We start from the raw sequence: 21593 nt of genomic DNA on the forward strand, positions 1-21593 counted from the left end.
ACCCACTTAAAAAATTATTGTAAAAGTTTTAAAACATTTTGCTGCACAGCATTAGCCTGACTCATGGCATAAGATCCACTTTGAGCTAAAATATTGTATTTAGAAAAATTTGCACTTTCTGCAGCAAAATCCACATCTCTAATATTTGATTCAGCTGATTTGATATTTACTTGAGTTACACTAATATTATTAAGCGTAGCCGTGATTTGATTTTGCACTGAACCTATGTCAGCTCTGATAGCATCTAAATTTGCTGTAGCCGTTTCAACTATATCCATTACAGCCATAGCACCTTTAAGTGTAGTAACTCCTGGGGTTTGATCTTTAGCAGCTATACTCATAGAAGCTTTAAAATTTGCAAACTGGGATACTCCATCAGGGCTTACTCCAAAAGCAGAAGAGAAAGCTGTTATAAAAACAAGATTTCCTTCGTAAATTGCCGAATAATCATGACCACTACCTATAGAAAATCCTGTACCTTGGCTCATTCCACTTCCTTCGCTCATAAAAATTGACATCGATGATACTGTAACCATCATCTTGCCACCACCTTTATAAGCATTAAAACCCATAGCATCAGCCACATTGGTGTCGATCCTACCTTTAGATTCTCTTAAAGATACTGAAGCTTGAGAAATCATTTGAGTAGGTCCCATACCTATAGTACTGATACCAGTTCCAGAAACTAAAATATCTTTTCCATCATTTTTAACTAAAGATAAGCGACCATAATTTTCATAATGTTTTCTTAAAATACCAGAGCCACCGCCCATCTCACCTGTTATTTTAATACCCCTACCATCTCTTGAAGTTAAAAGTAATCTTCCATTCTCATCCTTAGCCGCTTCAACACCTGTAGTATCTTTAACCGAATTAATAGCAGCTACCAAAGCTCCATTTTTATCTCCATCTTCGTATTCTATTTTACCTATAGTTACCCCATTGATTTTAAAATCATCACTTGTAATACCCTTTTTTATAGCTCCTACACCTGTAGTTTGCACTAAAAAGCTAGCTCTAACTCCGGTTATATCAGCAGATTTATTAATCTCTTCTGCTAAAGCTCCAAGTCCTGTTCCAACCGAAGTTGAAATCACCACAGGTTCAAATTTAAAATCATCTACACCATTATAATTTTTAATAGTAAGTTGAGCTACACCTCCACCTGCTTCAGTAGCCAAAGATCCCGTTTCAAATCTAGTCAAACCTATCTTAGAGCTTTGAGTTGAACCAATACTTGCTTTAACTGATTGATTAGACTGGGCGCCCATTTGAAATTCTTGGTTGATAAATCCACCGCTTAAAAGTTGCTTACCATTAAATGAAGTAGTATTTGCTATAGCATCAAGCTCCTCCATTAAACGATTGATATCAGCTTGAAGCATATTTCTTGTTTTAGTGCTTTGTCCATCTTGAGCTGCTTGGGTAGCTTTAGTTTTAATAGTATCCAAAATTTTAAGTTGTTCATCCATAGCTTTATCAGCTGTTTGTAAAATACCTATAGCATCATTACCATTATTTATAGCTTGACCTAAAGTAGCAGCTTGTGATCTTAAACTATCAGCAATAGCCATACCTGAAGCATCATCTGCTGCTGAGTTGATTCTTAAACCTGAACTAAGCCTACTTAGAGATTTATCTAATTCCCTTGCTGTGATAGTTGAATTTGCATGTGCATTCATTGCACCTATATTGGTATTTATCCTAAAACCCATTTTAAATCCTTTCAATAAATTGCTTGAAAAGATTTAAAGCAAAAAGTATTCCAAAAAAATAAAAGAAAAAATGTCCTAAATATTTAGGACATTTTAGAAAGTTTAAACTATTGCAATAATCTCATAACATTTTGCTGCACAGCATTAGCCTGACTCATGGCATAAGATCCACTTTGAGCTAAAATATTGTATTTAGCAAAGTTTGCACTTTCTGCAGCAAAATCCACATCTCTAATATTTGATTCAGCTGATTTGATATTTACTTGAGTTACACTAATATTATTAAGCGTAGCCGTGATTTGATTTTGCACTGAACCTATGTCAGCTCTGATAGCATCTAAATTTGCTGTAGCCGTTTCAACTATATCCATTACAGCCATAGCACCTTTAAGTGTAGTAACTCCTGGGGTTTGATCTTTAGCAGCTATACTCATAGAAGCTTTAAAATTTGCAAACTGGGATACTCCATCAGGGCTTACTCCAAAAGCAGAAGAGAAAGCTGTTATAAAAACAAGATTTCCTTCGTAAATTGCCGAATAATCATGACCACTACCTATAGAAAATCCTGTACCTTGGCTCATTCCACTTCCTTCGCTCATAAAAATTGACATCGATGATACTGTAACCATCATCTTGCCACCACCTTTATAAGCATTAAAACCCATAGCATCAGCCACATTGGTGTCGATCCTACCTTTAGATTCTCTTAAAGATACTGAAGCTTGAGAAATCATTTGAGTAGGTCCCATACCTATAGTACTGATACCAGTTCCAGAAACTAAAATATCTTTTCCATCATTTTTAACTAAAGATAAGCGACCATAATTTTCATAATGTTTTCTTAAAATACCAGAGCCACCGCCCATCTCACCTGTTATTTTAATACCCCTACCATCTCTTGAAGTTAAAAGTAATCTTCCATTCTCATCCTTAGCCGCTTCAACACCTGTAGTATCTTTAACCGAATTAATAGCAGCTACCAAAGCTCCATTTTTATCTCCATCTTCGTATTCTATTTTACCTATAGTTACCCCATTGATTTTAAAATCATCACTTGTAATACCCTTTTTTATAGCTCCTACACCTGTAGTTTGCACTAAAAAGCTAGCTCTAACTCCGGTTATATCAGCAGATTTATTAATCTCTTCTGCTAAAGCTCCAAGTCCTGTTCCAACCGAAGTTGAAATCACCACAGGTTCAAATTTAAAATCATCGATACCATTATAATTTTTAATAGTAAGTTGAGCTACACCTCCACCTGCTTCAGTAGCCAAAGATCCCGTTTCAAATCTAGTCAAACCTATCTTAGAGCTTTGAGTTGAACCAATACTTGCTTTAACTGATTGATTAGACTGGGCGCCCATTTGAAATTCTTGGTTGATAAATCCACCGCTTAAAAGTTGCTTACCATTAAATGAAGTAGTATTTGCTATAGCATCAAGCTCCTCCATTAAACGATTGATATCAGCTTGAAGCATATTTCTTGTTTTAGTGCTTTGTCCATCTTGAGCTGCTTGGGTAGCTTTAGTTTTAATAGTATCCAAAATTTTAAGTTGTTCATCCATAGCTTTATCAGCTGTTTGTAAAATACCTATAGCATCATTACCATTATTTATAGCTTGACCTAAAGTACTAGCTTGTGATCTTAAACTATCAGCAATAGCCATACCTGAAGCATCATCTGCTGCTGAGTTGATTCTTAAACCTGAACTAAGCCTGCTTAGAGAATTATCCAAAGCTCTTGAATTTAGATTTGCATTAGTTTGAGCATTTAAAGATGCCACATTAGTATTTATACGAAATCCCATTTTAAATCCTTTTAAATAATTTTATCGCTTCCATGCGACTTACAAAGACCATATCGTAAAAATACAAAAAAATTTTATATTTTTAAGAAATTTTGTATTTTTGCATGGCTTGAGCACTAGCCTCAAGACTTAAATTACTAAATTCTATAAAAATTTTCAAAAAATCAATGTATTTATCCAAAGCATTTTGCGGATCTTGATATAAACTAGCATTAAAAAAACCTCTATGATAAAATAAAGGCTTATACATGAAACTTTGTAAAATTCTAGCCTCATCTAAAAAAGTATTAAATTTTAAAATCAAATCTAAAATAGTTTCAAATGCCAAATTAGCATTAGCTTCTTTACAATTTTGCAAAACACTTAAAAGCTTTATAGCATCATCATTTAAATTTTGTAATTCTAAAAAATCTTTTTGCAAAATTTCTAAAACTTTGTTTAGGTATTTTTTTTGCCTATTAATACTTAAAACATTAGGTAAAATAAAACCTTGTTTCTTGTCTTTTAATTTTTCTAAAATTTCTTTAAAAGTAATTTCTTTAGTATAATCTATAAAAGCTCCGCCTTCGGTAGCATTATAAAAATTTATATTAGGATGAGATAAAAACAAAACTTCTAATCGTTTTCTAAATTCATCCCAACCTATATAGGTTTGAACAAACCCTAATTTACCATAAGCCAAAATTTCAATTTTGCTCTCATTTTCAAAATATCCTTCATATAAAAATCCTTCATGGTGTGTTTTTCCATCACTATTAAAAGCTAAATCTTGTCCTATCATAATGACATTAACAAACCCTAAAGCGATAGCAAAGGAGTAAGCAAAATGAGCTACATTGATGCCTATATCTAAATATCCAAATTCATTTAGATTAAATTTTTGTTGATAATCTAAATTTTTTAAAATAAAAATTTTGTTCTCTTTTTTTTCTAAAATTTTCATTAAAGATTGATCTACAGCAGAACTTACAATGTAAATTGGTTCTTTTTTATTTAATGGCAAATTTTCATAAAAACTTGCACATTCTTCATAAATATCCATAGAAAAAACAAAATCTGGATAAATTTCATTTTTAAGTAAAGTCTTATAAGTAGCATCCAAAGAAAAAATCACATAATCATCTTGATAAGCTTTTAAAAGTTCAAGTTGTTTGTTTAAAGAAGGTCCTGCGCAAACTACAATAACACTTTTATTTTTAGCTTTATTTTCATAAATAAATCTTTGAAAAGGTATATTCTCAAGAATACTAGGAATATTAGCTAAAAATTGTTTATAAATTTTAGCATCCATAGCAAAGCTTATATCGACATTTCCAACCACTCTTTTTATCACACTCAAGCACATATTATAAACAAAATAAAACATAGCATTTTGCTCATAAAATTCACTATAAGATAAAAGTTTAAAAAGACCTAAATATTCAAAACAATCCTTCTGATAAAAAAGCAAACAAAGTTGCTCTTCTAGTCTTTTTTCCTCTACATCACAAAGATAAATTTTCCCGCTTGAAAGCTCCATACTTAAATCAATCTTACTTAAAACATTAGCAAAAAATTCAGCTTTATCGAAAATAAAAATATGTTTATTAATCAATTTTTTCAAAAAAAGCCCTTCGCCTATGCCGCAAAAAAATATATTTGGCATGCTTAGATCTTGTTTTGATGGCACAAAAGGCGTTTGACTAGAAAAAATATCGATAAATTCTTCTTTTTTGAAGCTTAAAATTTTTTCTTTTAAGGGTTTATTGGTAAATTCTAAAGCATTGAGATTGTTTTGTAAAATCATTTTTTCCTCATATTTTAAAATAAATTAAATTATATCATTATTTATTGTTTAAATTTACAATCTATGCTTATAAGCAAAAAATTTATATTTTTTTTATAAACTTTTGGCAATTTATATTTTTAAGGCAATAAATGAAAAATTTAATCATCGTAGAATCACCCGCTAAAGCAAAAACCATAGGAAATTTCTTAGGAAAAAACTATGAAGTTATAGCCTCTAAAGGTCATATTAGAGATTTACCTAAAACAAGCTTTGGCATAAAAATAGAAGATGAAAATTTTAAACCAGAATATAGAATTTCAAGCGATCATACTGCTTTAGTCAAAGAATTAAAAGAAAAGGCAAAAAATGCAAAACAAGTCTATCTTGCAACCGATGAAGATAGAGAAGGTGAAGCCATAGCCTATCACATAGCAAAGGCTATTAATAAAGATGAAAATTCTTTACCTAGAATAGTTTTTCATGAAATCACAAAAAATGCTATAGAGCATGCTTTAAGCAATCCAAGAATTTTAGATATAAACAGCGTTAATGCTCAACAAGCTAGGCGTTTGCTTGATCGTATTGTAGGTTATAAATTAAGTCCTTTATTAAATCAAAAAATTCAAAAAGGTCTTAGTGCAGGTAGAGTTCAAAGCGCGGCATTGAAAATCATAGTAGATAGAGAAAGAGAAATCAAAGCTTTTATTCCTTTAAAATATTTTAGTATAGATATGATTTTTGATAAAGACTTGGAAGCCGAGTTAATCGAATTTCAAAATACAAAAATAGAAAAACTCACTATAACCAATGAAGATAGAGCAAAATTGATCTTTGAAAATTGCAAAAATGCTAAATTCAAAGTAAGCAACATAGAAAGTAAAGATAGAAAAATCACTCCACCACCACCTTTTATGACTTCTACTTTACAACAAAGTGCTAGTAACCGCTTAGGATTTAACCCTAAAAAAACCATGATGATAGCACAAAAACTTTATGAAGGTGTCAAAACTCATGAGGGCATTATGGGGGTGATTACTTATATGAGAACAGATAGCTTAAATATAGCCAAAGAAGCATTAGACCAAGTAAGAAAACTCATAAAAGATGAATTTGGTAAAGAATATTTACCAAGCAAAGCAAATATTTATACGACCAAAACCAAAGGTGCCCAAGAAGCACATGAGGCTATAAGACCTACAAATTTAAGCTTTACTCCTAAACTTGCAAATGAATTTTTAGAAAAAGATGAAGCAAAACTTTATACGCTAATTTATAATCGCTTCGTAGCTAGTCAAATGCAAGCTGCTATCTCTCAAACTCAAAATGTCTTTGTAAATTCTAAAGATGCTAGCTTTAAAATCAGCGGTAGAAAAATTTTATTTGATGGACACTATAAAATCTATGGAGATATGGATAAAGATAAAATCTTGCCTAATTTAAACATCAATGATACTTTAAATATCCAAAATATAGAGCTAAATTCTCATTTTACAGAACCACCTTCTAGGTATTCTGAAGCTGGACTTGTTAAAAAATTAGAAAATTTAGGCATAGGGCGTCCTTCAACCTATGCTCCAACCATATCACTTTTAAGTGCTAGAACCTATGTAAGCATTGATAAAAAACAACTCATTCCTAATGAAATAGCCTTTAGTGTAATAAAAATTTTAGAGCAAAATTTTAGCGACATTGTTGATAGTGCTTTTACTTCTAAAATGGAAGAAGAATTAGATGCTATAGCAGAAGGAAAGCTAGACTGGCAAGAGTTGTTGAAAGAATTTTATTTTCCATTTATGAGAAAAATTGAAGCAGGTAAAAAAAATATAAAAAGTTTAAAAACTTTTACTAAACTTGATGAAAACTGCCCACAATGTGGTGGTGAACTTGCTATACGCAAAGGAAGATATGGAGAATTTGTAGCTTGTTTAAATTTCCCAAAATGCAAATACTCAAGAAATTTAAATCAAGAAAATCAAAAACAAAAAAAAGCACCTTTAAGCTCTACAGGTATTAAATGCCCCTCTTGCAATGAAGGTATGATTATAGAGCGTTTTTCAAAGCGTGGTAAATTTTATGGATGCAGCGCTTATCCAAAATGTAATTTTATTAGCAAATACAAACCAAGCGAAGAAAAATGCGAAGAATGTAATGAAAATATGGTAATTAAAGAATTAAAAAAAGGCACATTTTTAGAGTGTTTAAAATGTAAAATTAAAAAGGAAATTGAATGCAAATAATGCTTTGTGCTATATCAAATATAGCTAGTGGTGGTTGTAGTGAAGATTGTAAATACTGCACGCAAAGTGCTCATGTAAAAACAAATATCCCAAAATACAAAAAAAAAGATATTGAACAAATCGTAAAAGAAGCAAAATTGGCTAAAAAAAATGAAGCCTTAGGGTTTTGTTTAGTTACTGCTGGACTTGGCTTAGATGATGAAAAATTAGAATATGTTTGCAAAGCTGCTCATGCAGTAAAAAAAGAAGAGCCTGATTTATTGCTAATAGCATGCAATGGACAAGCAAATTTAGAGCAACTAAAAGAATTAAAAAAAGTTGGAATTTTTTCATACAATCATAATCTTGAAAGCTCAAAAGAATTTTTCCCACGAATTTGCTCTACTCATACTTGGGAAGAAAGATTTCAAACTAATCTTTATGCTAAAGAAGCAGGATTAATGCTTTGCTGTGGTGGGATTTATGGACTTGGTGAAAGTTATGATGATAGAATAAGTCTTAGAAAAAGCTTACAAGAGCTTCAACCTTTTTCTTCTCCTATAAATTTTTTTATACCCAATGAGAATTTAAATTTAAAACAGCCTTTATTAAGTGCTGATGAAGCTTTACAGATTATCAAAGATAGTGTTAAAGCTTTACCACAAACTGTTATCATGGTAGCAGGTGGTAGAGAAGTAGTGCTAAAAGAAAGACAATATGAAATTTTTGATGCAGGTGCTAGAGCCATTGTTGTAGGGGATTATTTAACCACAAAAGGTGAAGAACCTAGTAAAGATATACAAAAATTAAAACAAATGGGATTTAGCTTTGCTACACAATGTCATTGACGCTCAAGCTGCAACAGATTTACAAATTTTACTTGTTGTAGCAAGCTGTTTGCTAACTTCTCCTTATATAGCTAAATTTTTAAAACTACCTTTATCAGCAACTGAGATCATACTTGGTTCGCTTATAGGATTTATAGGATTTATAGGAGAAAGTGAGAATTTCAAACTCTTAGCTAATGCTGGATTTTATTATTTAATGTTTATCGCTGGTATGGAAATTAATCTTAAAACCTTTTTAAATACTGAAAGAACTTTGCTAAATAAAGCATTCATTTATATAGCAAGCTTATATTTGCTTAGTATTATTGCTGTTGAAAGTATAGAAATTTCTTATGTATTTGTTATCATCATACCTATAATGAGCGTGGGTTTGCTTTCTACTTTATATAAGGATTTTGGGAAAAATTGCGATTGGTTAAATATTTCCATGATAGTTGCAACCTTAGCAGAAGTTGTAAGCATAGTTTTACTAACCATTACAGCAGCTTTTTTAGGACAAGGAACAGATCTTTTTTCTCTCACTCAAAATTTATTGTATTTAGTAGGATTTTTAGCTCTTTGTATATTTAGTTTTAAATTTTTAGAGGTGCTTTTTTGGTGGTATCCGCAGTTAAAAACCATACTTATGCCTTGGCAAGATCATAATGAAAAAGATATAAGATTTTGCATGGCAATTTTTATAGCTATTGTAGCGATTATGATTTATTTTAAACTTGAAGTAGCATTAGGAGCTTTTATAGCAGGTTCATTTATAGCAACATTTTTTGATCACAAAAAAGATTTAGAACACAAACTTTCAAGTTTTGGATATGGTTTTTTAATTCCTATATTTTTTATTTATATAGGATCAAGTTTTAAACTCGAAAAACTTTTAAATCCTGAAGTTTTGATTATAGCCTTTTCGCTAACTGCTTTTATGATATTTGTAAGAATTGCATCTGCTATGGTTTTTTTAAAAAATTTAGGCTTAACAAATACTTTTTTATTTGGACTTAGTCATTCTATGCCACTAACTTTACTCATTGCTATAGCGACTTTATCACTTGGTGCTAAAATCATATCTGAAGAAATTTATTCAGGATTAGTTCTTACTGCATTACTTGAAGCAATTTTAGCTATAAGTTTGATTAAATTTATTAATAATTTTAAAAGATTATGATTTTACTTTAGTTTTATATGTTATACTTTGATTATGAAAAATTTAGACACACTTTTACAATTAAGCTTAAAAGCAGGCAAAGAAGCTGCAAAAATTTTACTAGAATATAAAAATAAAAATGAAATTTGGATCAAAGATGATAGCTCTCCTGTTGGCTTAGCAGATATAAAATCTAACAAAGTCATTAGTGAAATTTTAGCTTCAAGTGACATAGCTATATGTTCAGAAGAAAATATACTCTCTTATGAAACTAGACAAAATTTAGAATATTTTTGGCTAATAGATCCTTTAGATGGAACTAAATCTTATGCTAAAAATGACAAAGAATATTGTGTTTTAATAGCTCTAATCCATAAAAATCGCCCCATTCTTTCACTTATAGTAGATGTAGAAAATGATGCATATTATTATGCTCATGCTCATACTAAAGTATATAAAAACGATAATTTGCTTAACATTAGCAATGAAGCTTATGAAAAAGTACAAAATATTGCTTTATATTCGAAAAATCACGACAACAATGAAGAATTTTTTATCCAAAATAAACTAGAAGGTATAAAAGTATCTTCTGCTTTAAAATTTGTATATTTACTTGAAGCTAAAGCTGGAATTTATCCTCGTTTTGGTGGGCCAAAAGCTTGGGATATAGCTGCGGGTGATTTTTTAATCATTCAAAATGGTGGAATAATGCAAGATTTTGATAAAAAATTATTAGATTATAACACTAAAGATCTTTCTTTGCCAAGTTTTATAGCCTTTGCTAAAAAAGAATACAAACTCAAAGATTTTTAGTGAAATTTTTTGTTGTATTTTTGTGTTTAGTTAATGCTATTTTTGCGAATTCATTTGAAAACAAAAAAATCATAAAATTAGGTACTAAAGATGAATTTAGCATCATTGATTTAAATCAAAATATTAATTATGAAAAACTTTCTAATATCACTACTATAGCTTTAATTCCAAGCTATGAAAAAGAATATAATTTCTATTTTTCAGATTTAAAAATCAATGCTTATAAAATGGCTAAAGATACCTTGATAGCCTTAAACCACACTATCAATGAAAAAAATAATTTTATTTTGCTAAGTCAAAAAGAAAACCAAAACTATATTGATTCTCAAAACATCATATATCCACAAAAAAGTTTCATCAATGCTAGTGACTTTTTAGAATTTAATCGTTTTAAAAAAGCTAATTTTATTATTTTGATTGATCTAAAAAACATAAAAGCCACTCAAAGAAATTTTTTCTTCTTTTCAAATTTTGATGTTTTAGTTAATATAGAATATAAAATATATAATGCCAAATCAAACAAACTAAAAGATCATAAAATACTACAAATTCAAAGTCAATTTAGCACAAATAATAAACAAAAATCTTATCAAGAATTAGTGCAAAACATAGCTAATGAGATTTACAACGACTTGCAAAATTCTATATAATCACCACTTCTTCTTCTAAATTTATACCAAATTGTTCAAACACCTTTGTTTTGGCTAGATTGATTAAATACATTGCATCATCAAAACTTGCATGTTTTTTATTGATTAAAAAATTTGCATGTTCTTCACTAAACATAGCATCGTTTTTATTAAAACCCTTTAAACCTACCGCTTCTATAAGTCTTCCTGCGTGATCTTGAGGTGGATTTTTAAATACTGAACCAAAACTTGCTCCTTTTGGTTGATTTTTTCTAGCATTTTTTAAACACTCATCTTTATTGGTATCAAAGCCGTATTCTAAAAAAAACTTAGCGCTAAACATTATTTGCGCAATAGGGTTAAATCTATAATCAAAAGCTATGTCTTGTTTTGAAATTTCTTTATCAAAAATTCTAATACTAAGCAAATTTTTGCTGATATTTTCATCTTTTAAACCTGCATTCATTTTCAAAATACCACCCAAAGTTCCTGGGATATTTCGTAAAAATTCAAAACCTTTAAGATTGTTTTTTTTAGCAAAATTGTATATATTAATCGCTTTGCTTGCACATCCTATTTCTAAAAAATAACCTTTTTCATTTTGATCTAAAATTTCAATATAGTCAAATTTTTTTCCCAAAATCGCAAGATTTTTAGGCTTAGAAGACACCAAAAGATTATTTGCTCCACCTATTAAAATTCCATCAAATTGGCAAAGTTCTTCTAAAACTTGAACTTCAAAACTTTGCCCTATTCGCACAGAAGAATATTTTGAAAAATCAATAATCATCGTATAAAACTTGGAATATGATTGAGCATATTAATAGTAAAATCCATCATAGAACTTATCATCCAAGGCATTAAAAACACTATCACAACAACAACAAGTAAAATTTTTGGCACAAAAGAAAGAGTAGCTTCGTTAATTTGAGTAACAGCTTGAAAAATGCTTATAATCAAACCCGCTATCAGCCCAGCTAGCAACATAGGCAAAGAAAGCATAAGAGTGATTTTAAAAGTTTGTACGCCTAAAGACACTAAAGCACTTTCCATTGCTTTTCTCCTTGTATTTAAAATTGAAATTTTACCAAATTTTTTAAGAATTTCTAAATTCTTCATACTCACTAGGTATAAGATAAGCCCTACTTTTAATCAACACATCATAAAATTTATGCTCATATCCTAGCTCAAAAAGTTTATCTATAGCATCAAATTGCTTATCATTCATATTGATTGAATTTTTATTTGCATATAAATTTAAATATGTGTCTAATTTTTGTGCATCAACGCGTATTAAATTTCTCTCCATTAACATGGGTGCTAAAATTTTTCTATTATCATTAGCTAATTGCACAGCCTTGATCAAATCTTTTTCAATAGAAATAGCATCATTTAAAGGTAAAGATCTTCTAAGAGCCATCCCACCTAGTGGCAAAGGCAAATCATCTTTTGCTAATTCTTGCCATATATCCCAAAGTTCAGCCTCTACGCATAAATTATTATCAAATTCTAAAATACTCTCATGTATTAATACCCCCGCATCCACTTCACCATCTAATACCGCCTTTTCAATCTCTAAAAAATTTTTATATACAATTTTAGCTTGTGGGTATTTAATGCGAAAAATCAAAGCATTGCTAGTATGAGCTCCACTTAAAGCTACTTTAAAATTTGTTTTTAAAGTTTTATTCTTTTTTTTGATAAGCTTTGGACCATAACCTTGCCCAAAACTCACAGCTGTTTTTAATAAAGCATATTCATTTGCTATCAAAGGATATAACGCAAAAGAAATAGCGCTAACATCATAAATATTTTCTAAAGCAAATTCATTTAAAGTTTGTATATCTAAAGCTATATTTTCATACTTATAAGCATTTCCAACCCAACCAAATTTTATAGCCATATACATAAAAATATCATCAGCATCAGGAGAGTGAGCAACACTAACTTTTTTCATATTATTCCTTGATCAATTAATAAAGATATTTTAACAAATTTAAAGAATAAAACTTACATTAAATTCTTTTTGATACAATTTTAAACTCAATTTAGCAAGGAAAATAATTCATGGATGATAATAAAAGAAAATCTTTAGATGCAGCTTTAAAAAGCTTGGATAAAACTTTTGGAAAAGGCACTATTTTAAGACTTGGAGATAAAGAAGTTGAAAAAATTGATTCTATTCCTACAGGATCAGTTGGGCTTGATCTAGCTTTGGGAATAGGCGGGGTTCCAAAAGGAAGAATTATAGAAATTTATGGACCTGAAAGTTCGGGCAAAACTACACTTACCTTGCATATCATTGCTGAATGCCAAAAAAAAGGCGGAGTTTGTGCTTTTATAGATGCTGAGCATGCTCTGGATGTAAAATATGCAAAAAATTTAGGAGTGGATACAGAAAATTTATATATTTCTCAACCGGACTTCGGAGAACAAGCTTTAGAAATCGTTGAAACCATAGCAAGAAGCGGGGCTATTGATTTAATAATAGTAGATAGTGTCGCTGCACTGACTCCAAAAGCAGAAATAGAAGGTGACATGGGAGATCAACATGTTGGTCTTCAGGCTAGATTAATGTCTCAAGCGTTAAGAAAATTAACTGGAATAGTTCATAAAATGAATACCACAGTAATTTTCATCAATCAAATTCGTATGAAAATAGGCATGATGGGCTACGGAACCCCAGAAACTACAACAGGTGGAAATGCGCTTAAATTTTACTCTTCAGTGCGTTTAGATGTTAGAAAAACCGCCACTTTAAAACAAAATGATGAGCCTATTGGAAATCGTGTAAAAGTAAAAGTAGCTAAAAATAAAGTAGCTCCTCCATTTAAACAAGCTGAATTTGATGTGATGTTTGGAGAAGGCATAAGCCGCGAAGGTGAGTTGATAGATTATGGTGTGAAACTTGATATTATTGATAAAAGCGGTGCTTGGTTTTCTTATAATGCTTCTAAACTTGGACAAGGTAGAGAAAATGCAAAAGCATTTTTAAAAGAAAATCCTACCATAGCCGATGAAATCACTCAAGCTATACAAAATTCTATCGGTATTGATAATGTTATTTTAGGTTCTAAAGACGACGAAGAAGGAGAAGAATAATGATAGTGATTGAAGATGTAAGGGCATTTGAAGTTTTAGATAGCAGAGGTAATCCCACTATAAAAGCTGAAATCATGCTAAGCGATGGAAGTATGGGCAGTGCTATAGTTCCAAGCGGAGCAAGCACAGGTAAAAAAGAAGCCTTAGAACTTAGAGACAATGATGAAAGATTTGGCGGTAAAGGAGTTTTAAAGGCTATAGAAAATATTAATGGTACCATAGCTGAAAATATTATAGGACTTGATGCTTTTAATCAAACTCAACTTGATTTTACTCTATTAGAACTTGATGGGACAAAAAATTACTCAAACCTAGGAGCTAACGCAACTTTAGGAATTTCTATGGCTACAGCTCGTGCAGCAGCCAATGCTCTTAAAATTCCATTATATCGTTACTTAGGTGGAGCTAATGCTAGTGTATTACCTGTACCAATGTGCAATATCATAAATGGCGGTGCTCATGCTAATAATAGCGTGGATTTTCAAGAATTTATGATTATGCCTTTTGGTTTTTCATCTTTCAAAGAAGGCTTAAGATCAGTGTGTGAAATCTATGCAGTATTAAAAAAAGAACTGACTAATTTAGGACACTCTACAGCTTTAGGAGACGAAGGTGGTTTTGCTCCAAATTTAGCAAACAACACTGAACCGCTTAATCTTTTAATGACTTGTATTAAAAAAGCTGGTTATGAAAATAAAATCAAGTTAGCTTTAGATGTAGCAAGTAGCGAACTTTATAAAGATGGAAAATACCACTTAGAAGGAAAAAGTTTTTCAAGCGAGGATTTAATAGCGCGTTATGAAGAGCTTTGCTCAAAATATCCAATTTATAGCATAGAAGATGGTTTAGCTGAAGATGACTATGAAGGATGGACAAAATTAACCCAAAAACTTGGTCATAAAATACAACTTGTTGGAGATGATTTGTTTGTAACCAATGAAGAAATTTTAAAAGATGGAATTTTAAAAAACATGGCCAATGCTGTATTAATCAAACCAAATCAAATAGGCACCATCACTCAAACCATGAGAACGGTTAGATTAGCTCATCGAAATAATTACAAATGCATTATGAGTCATAGAAGTGGTGAAAGTGAGGATGCGTTTATAGCTGATTTTGCAGTAGCACTAAATACAGGACAAATTAAAACTGGGGCTTTAGCAAGAGGTGAAAGGACTGCAAAATATAATCGTTTATTAGAAATTGAACTAGATAATGATGAATATTTAGGAGATAAGCTCTGAGCGAATTATTAAAAGAGTATGATGAGCATTCTAAGAAAAAAGAAGCTCGTCAAAATCTTATCAAAACTATTATGCTATCTTTTGTAGCAATAATTGTTGCTATATATTTTGGTAATATGTTTTTTGGTAAATCATCTTTAGATGTGTTATTAAGTTTAAAACAAGAACAAAGAAATTTAGAAAATAAAATTGATATTTTAAAAGCAAAAAATGCTCAAGCACAAAAAGAATACTTACAACTTTTACGACTCAAAGGAGCAAATGTTGAAAATTAAATTTTTTATATTTTTTGTATTATCTACAATACTTTTAAATGCAAAAGACAATCCTTTTGATAATAATATGGAGAAAAAAAATCTCGAATTTGCACAATTTAGTCCTTTTCAAAGACAAGATTTTAATTTTGATTCTAATGCAAGAATTTTAAAAAATATTACTATTACTTATATAAATCTTGATGGTTCAGAACAACAAATGACGCTAGATATCAACAAAAGCATAGATTGGCATGATAACTTTGCTTTTATAAAAAGTAAAGCACCTAATGCTACTCCCATCCTTGATGTATCAGTAACAGTTGATAAAAAATCTAGCAAAAAAGTTGAAGAAAATAACACTACTATAAACATAGAAACACCACTATTTACAGGAGATATTTATAATTTTCTTTCTCTTAGTTTTTATAATAATAAAATCAATATTAAAACACGAGATAAAATGCTAAGAAATTTATCTATTGGAGATCCTACAAAAATCATCGTTGATTTTGCAAAAAATCAAAACTTCAATACCAAAACACTGCAAGTTAATACGGCTAATGTAAAAAAAGTTGTATTTGGATCCCATAAAGGTTATTATAGACTAGTAATATACTTAGATGGAAAATATGACTATGAATATTCTAAAGGTAAAAATCTTCATGTATTTAATCTCATCTAAGTTTTATCTTAGATGAATTTATGATCATAAATAATCATTTGAAATCTTTGAGCAATCATTTGTGCTCTTTCTAGCATCATACTTCTTGGCTCATCTGTAAAAATTTCAGCCAAACTTTCATCAAACAATCCAAGCCAAATATCAAAAAATTCTCTTGGAAAAGGAGGTAAATCATGATGAGCTTTTAAAGGTGATCCATTATATCCACCTTCACCTAAAAACATGCCTTTCCAAAAACTAGCTATTTTTTCCCTATGCTTAATCCAACTCTCATCATCATTTCCTATTGCCCTGTTAAAAATAGGACCTAAATTTCCATCTTTTCTAACTTTGGCATAAAAAATATCCATTAGTTTATCAATACCTTCTTGGTTAATACTATCAAATTTCATTGATTTTTCCTTCAATTTGTTTTTATATATTTTAATCTATTTAAAAAATAAAAATATAAACATAAATCAATTTTTAGTATAATTTTATAAAAACAAAGAAAATTATAATGATCTATACCATTTTACCACCCAATCAATTTTTGGATGATTATATTTTAAATGTAGAATTTTATCATTTAGCAGGTATTTCTAAAAATGCTTTTAAATTTTGGAAAAATACTCAAGCTGCGAAATATCAAGGCGCTAGAGTAATCTTCTTGCATAAAAAAAATATCTTGCATAAATACCAACATATCATAGATCAATGCACCAACTTAAACGGCTTTGTCTTAGCTAGTGCATTTTGTTCTTTTACTACTTTAGCACCTTCTCATTTAGTTAAAAAAAATAATTCTCAAATTTATAAAATTTTGCAAATAAAAGAAATTCAAGGTATAAAATTTGTAAATTTAAAGGCATTTTACGATTTTTTAAAGCTAGATTATAGTTATAATATTTATATCGAAAAATGCCATTTTTTCAGCCCTACTCCCTTAGAAAAACGTATTAAAATCACTGAGAGTATGTGCGTTGGGTATTACTAAGATATTTAAATATCAAAGCAGAAGAAAGTGAAATTATAACCATAGCAAACATATAAAATCCCAAAGAAAAACGCATAATATTTTCTAAATTTTCCAAAGCAATAGTATGTAAAAACAAAACAAGCTGTGGAGTAAAACCACCAGCTAATGCATAAGCTATATTATATGAAAAACTAAGTCCTGAAAATTTAATCTTAGTATCAAATACTTCGCTCATCATCAAAGGACAAAAATTCATCACTCCAGCAAAAAAACAAGTACTTAAGTAATACATACTCACCAAGTTAAAATCAGGTGATTTTGTATAAAGAGCATCAAAATAAAACAAACAAACTAAGAAAAATCCTAATGAAAAAATAACACAAGCTTTTACTATACCTATCTTGTCGGCCAAAATTCCACTTAATATGCAACCAAATACAAGCATCATTATACCAAGCATTTGTATGTAAGTTTGAACACTTGCATCAATATTTAACATTTTTCCCATAAAAGAAGGTATGATTAAAATCATCACAATAATACAAGCAGTCAAAACCCAAGTTATCAACATAGAAAGTGCCACACCTAACTTAGCTTTCTTAAATACTTCCCTTAAAGGGAATTTTTCTAAAACTTTGTCTTTTTTCATTTGTTCAAAAATAGGAGTTTCTTGTAAAAATTTGCGCAAATAAGCAGAAATAATTCCAAAAATTCCTCCCAAGAAAAATGGAATTCTCCAAGCCCATTCATAAAGCTCTTCTTGTGTAAAAAGCTTGTTCATCATTAAAAATACAAAACTACCAAGCAAAATTCCACCCACCACAGAAGCTGTTAAAAATCCAAGATAAGTGCGTTTTTGTCCTTTTGGAGCATGCTCAAAGACAAAAACCCAAGCACCAGGCAATTCCCCACCTATAGCTATACCTTGACAAATCCTTATAAGTACTAAAAATATTATGCATAAATATCCTATACTTTCATAAGCAGGTATAAAAGCAAGCATAAAAGTTGGCACAACCATAAGCAAAATGCTAAGCATAAACATTTTTTTACGACCAAATTTATCACCAAAATGCGCCATGATTATACCGCCAAGTGGTCTAGCTAAATACCCTGCAGCAAAAATTCCATAAGTATTAAACATTTGCCAAAATGGACTTAAATTTTCAGGAAAAAAATTTTTAGAAATATAATTTGCAAAAAATACAAAAATAATAAAGTCATAAAATTCTAAAGTCCCTCCCAAAGAAGAAAGACTCAAGACTTTTATGTCTTTTTTACTAAGGTTTTTATTCACATTTACTCCATTTCATAAGTATCATCATCACTATAATCGTCATCATACTCATAATCATCCTCATCATAATTATATGCTCTTTGATTGTCAGTATAAGTATCATTTAAGTCTTCATAACTTTCATCTTCGTAATCTTCAAATTCATCTTCATATGCCATTAAAAATCCTTTAATATTTTTGTAGTATTTTACTATTTTTTAATATAAAAAATATATTTTGATATAATTTTTTAAATTTCAAGCAAGGAAAAAAATGAATTTAACACATTTAGATGAAAAAAATCATCCCAAAATGGTAGATGTTAGCTCAAAAAATATCACCACAAGAGAGGCAACAGCAAGTGGAAAAATTTATATGAGCAAAGAAGCTTTTGAAGTTATTATAGAAAATAAAGCAAAAAAAGGACCTGTGTTGCAAACTGCAATCATAGCAGCTATTATGGGAGCCAAACAAACTTCAAACCTTATACCAATGTGCCATCCTTTAATGATATCTAAAATCCAAACTCATTTGGAAGAAAATAAAGATGAATATTCTTTTAAACTCTTTGTAAGTGTTAAATGTGAAGGAAAAACAGGGGTTGAAATGGAAAGTTTAACAGGAGTAAGCATAGGACTTTTAACTATTTATGACATGATAAAAGCTATTGATAAAACTATGCAAATTACAGATATAGTATTAGAAAGCAAAGAAGGAGGAAAAAATGGTAAATATGTGCGAGCTCAATAAAGAGCCTATTATAAATTATCCTACTTTTTGGGATTATAAAGTAGTAGTAGAGGCAAATGTAGATATACTAGAAATTTTTAATGAAATTTTTAATGAAAGAGAATTCAAATATAAAATGTCAAATACTAGTAAAGAAGGTAAATATAAAAGTTATTTACTAAGCATATATGTGGATAGCAAAAACGATCGTTTGAATATTTTTAACCAATTAAAAAATAAAACTAAATTTGTACTTTAAGGATTAAAATGAAAAAATTATCATTGATTTTTGAAAACTCCATTTTAGCTGCTGAAAAAGAAAACATACCTGACTTAATTAGCGAACTAGCTTTTAGTTTAAGTTATAAAAAAATTTCAACAGAATATGTAAGCAACGAAACATTATTGGCAAATTTCATTAGTATTTTAGAAAAATTAGATCTTGCTAATGAAGAAAATATAACTAAACTTATCCAAGCCATTACTCAAGCAAGAGTAGAAGATGATAAAAAAATATTTTTCAACTATCTCAATGAGCTTGGAAAAATAAAAATTAAAATAGAAGAACAAAAAGATTCTATAAAAAACAAAATTTGTGAAAATTTTGTTGATTTAGAAAAATCTTTAGAGATATTAAATTTAAACCACTTTCACATCAGCATTAATGATGCGATGCTTTATGATATAGAAATTTTAGGACTCTTAAAAGAAACAGCCGAAAATGCTTTTATAACAACACTAGAAAAAGGCGAAGATGTAGAACTCACAAGCTGTGAAATAGCTAAAAATTTAGTATTTAACGCTATATGCGAAGGTGATTTTGAAACTAAAAGAATACTTGATATCTCAAAAGTTATTTTAAATGCTGCTTTTGAACTTGCTAATGAATCTAAAGCTTTTGCTTATGATTTGTGTATAGGTACTATATATGGAACGCAAGAAGGTATTTCTTTGGCTGTGGATAAATTTAAAGCTAATTTTGCTTATTCTATTTTAGAACAAGATTTAAAACAAAAAGAAAAAGAACTCATCGACATAGAACGCGACTTCATACAAATGTTAAAAAACATAAGTACTTCTATAGATAATCCTGTAAAAGATATATTAAAAGATTTACTTCATAACAAATTTGATACTTTATTTGCTAAATTTAAACGCCTTATACAAGAAAATAGAGAACAAATCTTAATAAAGATAAACGAATTAAAGCAAAACCCAAGGATTGATAATCTAAATAAATTTACTCAAAACAAATTAAATCTTTTAGCAAGAGAACTAAGTGAATTTGATAAAATAACTAATAAAAAATATCAAAAATTCAATAAAATTAATGCAAAAAAATTAGGAAAAAGAGTCTGGGAAAGAGCAAAAAAAATAATAAAAAAATAATTTTTTTAGTATAATGCAAATTTTTATTACAATAATTTTACAAGGAGTTTGTAGTGGGAATCAAACTAAAAATATCTTTAATAGCAAATTTTATTGCTATCATTTGTTTATTAGTTTTAGGCATAACAACTTTCTTTTTTGTTAAAAATGCCTTATTTGAAGAAATAACAGAAGCTGAAACAAATTATTTAAAATCAACAAAAAATTTAATGATAGATTTTAGACAAAATGCTTCTGATTCTGTAAAAAAATTATCTAAAATTGTTTTAGAACATCCTTATTCTGATCTTGAAAATGAAGCAAGTATGGTAAAAAGTTTAGGTGCCGAATTCAAAGCTTTTAGAGATGCCAGTGGATTTTTGGCTGTTTATATAGGAGCTCCAAATGGAGAGCTTATCACTAGCGATCCAAGAAGTGATGAAAAAAAACTTAATGCATATATATATGGCAAAGCTAACAATTATGATGCTACCACTAGAGGTTGGTATAAAGGTGCTAAAGAAAAAAATGGTATTTTTATTTCAGATATTTACATTGATGTAGCTACTAATCTTCCTTGCTTTACTTATGCTATGCCTTTATATAAAAATGGAAAATTTATAGGAATTTTGGGAATTGATATCTTATTAACAGATCTTCAAAACAAAATAGAACGCTTGCCTGGAACATCTTTTATCTTTGATAAATCAAATTATGTATTTGCTTCAGCAAATAAAGCTTTTTTAGGAAACAATACAAACATTCCAAATGTATTAAAAGGATTTTCAAGTGTTGGAGATTTTCAACCTTTCCATTATACAAGAATTCAAGGTGGTGAAAGATTTGCTATGTGCACCACAGAAGATGCTTATACCATTTGTATTTCCGAATCCTTAGATAAAATAGAAGAAGCTGTATATGATATTGCAACTATACAAAGTGTAATAGTTATTATTATAATAACAATTAGCATCATCCTACTCTACTTCATCATATCACGCTATTTATCACCTTTAGAAAAAATCCAATCAGGCCTTAACTC

Annotated in this window: 23 protein-coding genes; 14 read left to right on the forward strand and 9 right to left on the reverse strand. The window is 29.5% G+C overall.

Features of this window, described 5'->3' with window-relative positions; genetic code table 11:
• Nucleotides 1–14: 14 nt before the first annotated feature.
• The 3 genes from FPD38_RS07750 to FPD38_RS07760 all read right to left on the reverse strand — a co-directional run bounded on the left by FPD38_RS07750 (nucleotide 15) and on the right by FPD38_RS07760 (nucleotide 5309).
• Entirely contained in the window at nucleotides 15–1715 is a 1701-nt protein-coding gene (locus tag FPD38_RS07750) for a flagellin A (RefSeq protein WP_147556199.1), read from the reverse strand.
• A gap of 107 nt (nucleotides 1716–1822) precedes the next feature.
• Nucleotides 1823–3523, reverse strand: a complete 1701-nt coding sequence (locus tag FPD38_RS07755; protein WP_147556201.1) for a flagellin A — start codon at nucleotides 3521–3523, stop codon at nucleotides 1823–1825.
• A gap of 82 nt (nucleotides 3524–3605) precedes the next feature.
• Nucleotides 3606–5309, reverse strand: coding sequence for a motility associated factor glycosyltransferase family protein (locus FPD38_RS07760; protein WP_147556203.1), 1704 nt, complete (start codon nucleotides 5307–5309; stop codon nucleotides 3606–3608).
• A 131-nt stretch (nucleotides 5310–5440) separates the two neighbouring features.
• Here FPD38_RS07760 and topA point away from each other — a divergent pair, with 131 nt between their 5' ends.
• Genes topA through FPD38_RS07785 form a run of 5 tightly spaced genes read left to right on the forward strand, consistent with a single transcriptional unit; the run spans nucleotide 5441 to nucleotide 10956 of the window.
• Complete coding sequence (gene topA, locus FPD38_RS07765) at nucleotides 5441–7528, forward strand: type I DNA topoisomerase (protein WP_147556205.1); 2088 nt, start codon at nucleotides 5441–5443, stop codon at nucleotides 7526–7528.
• Entirely contained in the window at nucleotides 7519–8355 is an 837-nt protein-coding gene (locus FPD38_RS07770) for a biotin synthase (RefSeq protein WP_147556207.1), read from the forward strand. The genes topA and FPD38_RS07770 overlap by 10 nt, the downstream gene beginning before the upstream one ends.
• Nucleotides 8336–9514, forward strand: coding sequence for a cation:proton antiporter (locus tag FPD38_RS07775; protein ID WP_147556209.1), 1179 nt, complete (start codon nucleotides 8336–8338; stop codon nucleotides 9512–9514). Before FPD38_RS07770 ends, FPD38_RS07775 begins: the two co-directional genes overlap by 20 nt.
• Nucleotides 9515–9547: 33 nt before the next feature.
• Complete coding sequence (locus FPD38_RS07780) at nucleotides 9548–10306, forward strand: 3'(2'),5'-bisphosphate nucleotidase CysQ family protein (protein ID WP_147556210.1); 759 nt, start codon at nucleotides 9548–9550, stop codon at nucleotides 10304–10306.
• Nucleotides 10306–10956, forward strand: coding sequence for a hypothetical protein (locus tag FPD38_RS07785; RefSeq protein ID WP_147556212.1), 651 nt, complete (start codon nucleotides 10306–10308; stop codon nucleotides 10954–10956). Before FPD38_RS07780 ends, FPD38_RS07785 begins: the two co-directional genes overlap by 1 nt.
• Here FPD38_RS07785 and FPD38_RS07790 read toward each other — a convergent pair.
• From FPD38_RS07790 to FPD38_RS07800, 3 genes are read right to left on the reverse strand one after another with little or no spacing between them, the layout of a single operon-like run.
• On the reverse strand, nucleotides 10949–11725 hold the full coding sequence (locus FPD38_RS07790) for a UDP-N-acetylmuramate dehydrogenase (protein WP_147556214.1): 777 nt from the start codon (nucleotides 11723–11725) through the stop codon (nucleotides 10949–10951). The genes FPD38_RS07785 and FPD38_RS07790 overlap by 8 nt on opposite strands.
• Entirely contained in the window at nucleotides 11722–11988 is a 267-nt protein-coding gene (gene fliQ / locus FPD38_RS07795; RefSeq protein WP_147556215.1) for a flagellar biosynthesis protein FliQ, read from the reverse strand. The genes FPD38_RS07790 and fliQ overlap by 4 nt, the downstream gene beginning before the upstream one ends.
• Nucleotides 11989–12031: 43 nt before the next feature.
• Nucleotides 12032–12892, reverse strand: a complete 861-nt coding sequence (locus FPD38_RS07800; protein WP_147556217.1) for a menaquinone biosynthesis family protein — start codon at nucleotides 12890–12892, stop codon at nucleotides 12032–12034.
• A gap of 110 nt (nucleotides 12893–13002) precedes the next feature.
• Here FPD38_RS07800 and recA point away from each other — a divergent pair, with 110 nt between their 5' ends.
• From recA to FPD38_RS07820, 4 genes are all read left to right on the forward strand, one after another.
• Entirely contained in the window at nucleotides 13003–14037 is a 1035-nt protein-coding gene (gene recA / locus FPD38_RS07805; RefSeq protein ID WP_039664996.1) for a recombinase RecA, read from the forward strand.
• On the forward strand, nucleotides 14037–15281 hold the full coding sequence (gene eno, locus FPD38_RS07810) for a phosphopyruvate hydratase (RefSeq protein ID WP_147556220.1): 1245 nt from the start codon (nucleotides 14037–14039) through the stop codon (nucleotides 15279–15281). Before recA ends, eno begins: the two co-directional genes overlap by 1 nt.
• A 116-nt stretch (nucleotides 15282–15397) precedes the next feature.
• A complete protein-coding gene (locus FPD38_RS07815; RefSeq protein ID WP_410002942.1) occupies nucleotides 15398–15556 on the forward strand; it encodes a hypothetical protein in 159 nt (52 codons plus the stop codon).
• A complete protein-coding gene (locus FPD38_RS07820) occupies nucleotides 15543–16220 on the forward strand; it encodes an AMIN domain-containing protein (RefSeq protein WP_261798320.1) in 678 nt (225 codons plus the stop codon). Before FPD38_RS07815 ends, FPD38_RS07820 begins: the two co-directional genes overlap by 14 nt.
• A gap of 8 nt (nucleotides 16221–16228) precedes the next feature.
• Here FPD38_RS07820 and FPD38_RS07825 read toward each other — a convergent pair whose 3' ends face one another.
• Complete coding sequence (locus FPD38_RS07825; protein WP_147556224.1) at nucleotides 16229–16612, reverse strand: group III truncated hemoglobin; 384 nt, start codon at nucleotides 16610–16612, stop codon at nucleotides 16229–16231.
• 107 nt (nucleotides 16613–16719) lie between these two features.
• Here FPD38_RS07825 and cheQ point away from each other — a divergent pair, with 107 nt between their 5' ends.
• Nucleotides 16720–17196 (forward strand): cheVAW transcriptional regulator CheQ, encoded by a 477-nt coding sequence (gene cheQ, locus FPD38_RS07830; protein ID WP_147556226.1) that lies wholly within the window; start codon nucleotides 16720–16722, stop codon nucleotides 17194–17196.
• Here the strand turns inward: cheQ and FPD38_RS07835 are convergent.
• Both FPD38_RS07835 and FPD38_RS07840 read right to left on the reverse strand, forming a co-directional pair.
• The gene (locus FPD38_RS07835; RefSeq protein ID WP_147556228.1) at nucleotides 17165–18475 is read right to left on the reverse strand and encodes an MFS transporter; all 1311 of its coding nucleotides are present in this window, start codon (nucleotides 18473–18475) and stop codon (nucleotides 17165–17167) included. The genes cheQ and FPD38_RS07835 overlap by 32 nt on opposite strands.
• A gap of 2 nt (nucleotides 18476–18477) precedes the next feature.
• Nucleotides 18478–18633, reverse strand: a complete 156-nt coding sequence (locus FPD38_RS07840) for a highly acidic protein (RefSeq protein WP_147556230.1) — start codon at nucleotides 18631–18633, stop codon at nucleotides 18478–18480.
• 94 nt (nucleotides 18634–18727) lie between these two features.
• Between FPD38_RS07840 and moaC the strand changes: the two genes are divergently transcribed.
• From moaC to FPD38_RS07860, 4 genes are all read left to right on the forward strand, one after another.
• Entirely contained in the window at nucleotides 18728–19204 is a 477-nt protein-coding gene (gene moaC, locus FPD38_RS07845; protein WP_147556232.1) for a cyclic pyranopterin monophosphate synthase MoaC, read from the forward strand.
• Complete coding sequence (locus FPD38_RS07850; protein ID WP_147556234.1) at nucleotides 19179–19442, forward strand: HP0495 family protein; 264 nt, start codon at nucleotides 19179–19181, stop codon at nucleotides 19440–19442. Before moaC ends, FPD38_RS07850 begins: the two co-directional genes overlap by 26 nt.
• Before the next feature lie 8 nt (nucleotides 19443–19450).
• Nucleotides 19451–20572: a hypothetical protein gene (locus FPD38_RS07855; protein ID WP_147556236.1), complete on the forward strand. Its 1122-nt coding sequence runs from the start codon at nucleotides 19451–19453 to the stop codon at nucleotides 20570–20572.
• Between the two features lie 53 nt (nucleotides 20573–20625).
• The coding region (locus FPD38_RS07860) for a cache domain-containing protein (RefSeq protein WP_187153122.1) at nucleotides 20626–21593 on the forward strand (968 nt) is incomplete at its 3' end.

Source organism: Campylobacter volucris, assembly GCF_008011665.1.
Taxonomy (GTDB): Bacteria; Campylobacterota; Campylobacteria; order Campylobacterales; family Campylobacteraceae; genus Campylobacter_D; species Campylobacter_D volucris_A.

What these genes read in the sequence shown, in the direction of transcription:
- FPD38_RS07770 (WP_147556207.1), top strand. Translation starts at nt 7,519, where the DNA reads ATGCAAATAATGCTTTGTGCTATATCAAATATAGCTAGTGGTGGTTGT.
- moaC (WP_147556232.1), top strand. Translation starts at nt 18,728, where the DNA reads ATGAATTTAACACATTTAGATGAAAAAAATCATCCCAAAATGGTAGAT.
- FPD38_RS07820 (WP_261798320.1), top strand. Translation starts at nt 15,543, where the DNA reads ATGTTGAAAATTAAATTTTTTATATTTTTTGTATTATCTACAATACTT.
- eno (WP_147556220.1), top strand. Translation starts at nt 14,037, where the DNA reads ATGATAGTGATTGAAGATGTAAGGGCATTTGAAGTTTTAGATAGCAGA.
- FPD38_RS07840 (WP_147556230.1), bottom strand. Translation starts at nt 18,633, where the DNA reads ATGGCATATGAAGATGAATTTGAAGATTACGAAGATGAAAGTTATGAA.
- FPD38_RS07780 (WP_147556210.1), top strand. Translation starts at nt 9,548, where the DNA reads ATGAAAAATTTAGACACACTTTTACAATTAAGCTTAAAAGCAGGCAAA.
- fliQ (WP_147556215.1), bottom strand. Translation starts at nt 11,988, where the DNA reads ATGGAAAGTGCTTTAGTGTCTTTAGGCGTACAAACTTTTAAAATCACT.
- cheQ (WP_147556226.1), top strand. Translation starts at nt 16,720, where the DNA reads ATGATCTATACCATTTTACCACCCAATCAATTTTTGGATGATTATATT.
- FPD38_RS07800 (WP_147556217.1), bottom strand. Translation starts at nt 12,892, where the DNA reads ATGAAAAAAGTTAGTGTTGCTCACTCTCCTGATGCTGATGATATTTTT.
- FPD38_RS07790 (WP_147556214.1), bottom strand. Translation starts at nt 11,725, where the DNA reads ATGATTATTGATTTTTCAAAATATTCTTCTGTGCGAATAGGGCAAAGT.
- FPD38_RS07755 (WP_147556201.1), bottom strand. Translation starts at nt 3,523, where the DNA reads ATGGGATTTCGTATAAATACTAATGTGGCATCTTTAAATGCTCAAACT.
- FPD38_RS07815 (WP_410002942.1), top strand. Translation starts at nt 15,398, where the DNA reads ATGTTTTTTGGTAAATCATCTTTAGATGTGTTATTAAGTTTAAAACAA.
- recA (WP_039664996.1), top strand. Translation starts at nt 13,003, where the DNA reads ATGGATGATAATAAAAGAAAATCTTTAGATGCAGCTTTAAAAAGCTTG.
- FPD38_RS07825 (WP_147556224.1), bottom strand. Translation starts at nt 16,612, where the DNA reads ATGAAATTTGATAGTATTAACCAAGAAGGTATTGATAAACTAATGGAT.
- topA (WP_147556205.1), top strand. Translation starts at nt 5,441, where the DNA reads ATGAAAAATTTAATCATCGTAGAATCACCCGCTAAAGCAAAAACCATA.
- FPD38_RS07750 (WP_147556199.1), bottom strand. Translation starts at nt 1,715, where the DNA reads ATGGGTTTTAGGATAAATACCAATATAGGTGCAATGAATGCACATGCA.
- FPD38_RS07855 (WP_147556236.1), top strand. Translation starts at nt 19,451, where the DNA reads ATGAAAAAATTATCATTGATTTTTGAAAACTCCATTTTAGCTGCTGAA.
- FPD38_RS07850 (WP_147556234.1), top strand. Translation starts at nt 19,179, where the DNA reads ATGGTAAATATGTGCGAGCTCAATAAAGAGCCTATTATAAATTATCCT.
- FPD38_RS07760 (WP_147556203.1), bottom strand. Translation starts at nt 5,309, where the DNA reads ATGATTTTACAAAACAATCTCAATGCTTTAGAATTTACCAATAAACCC.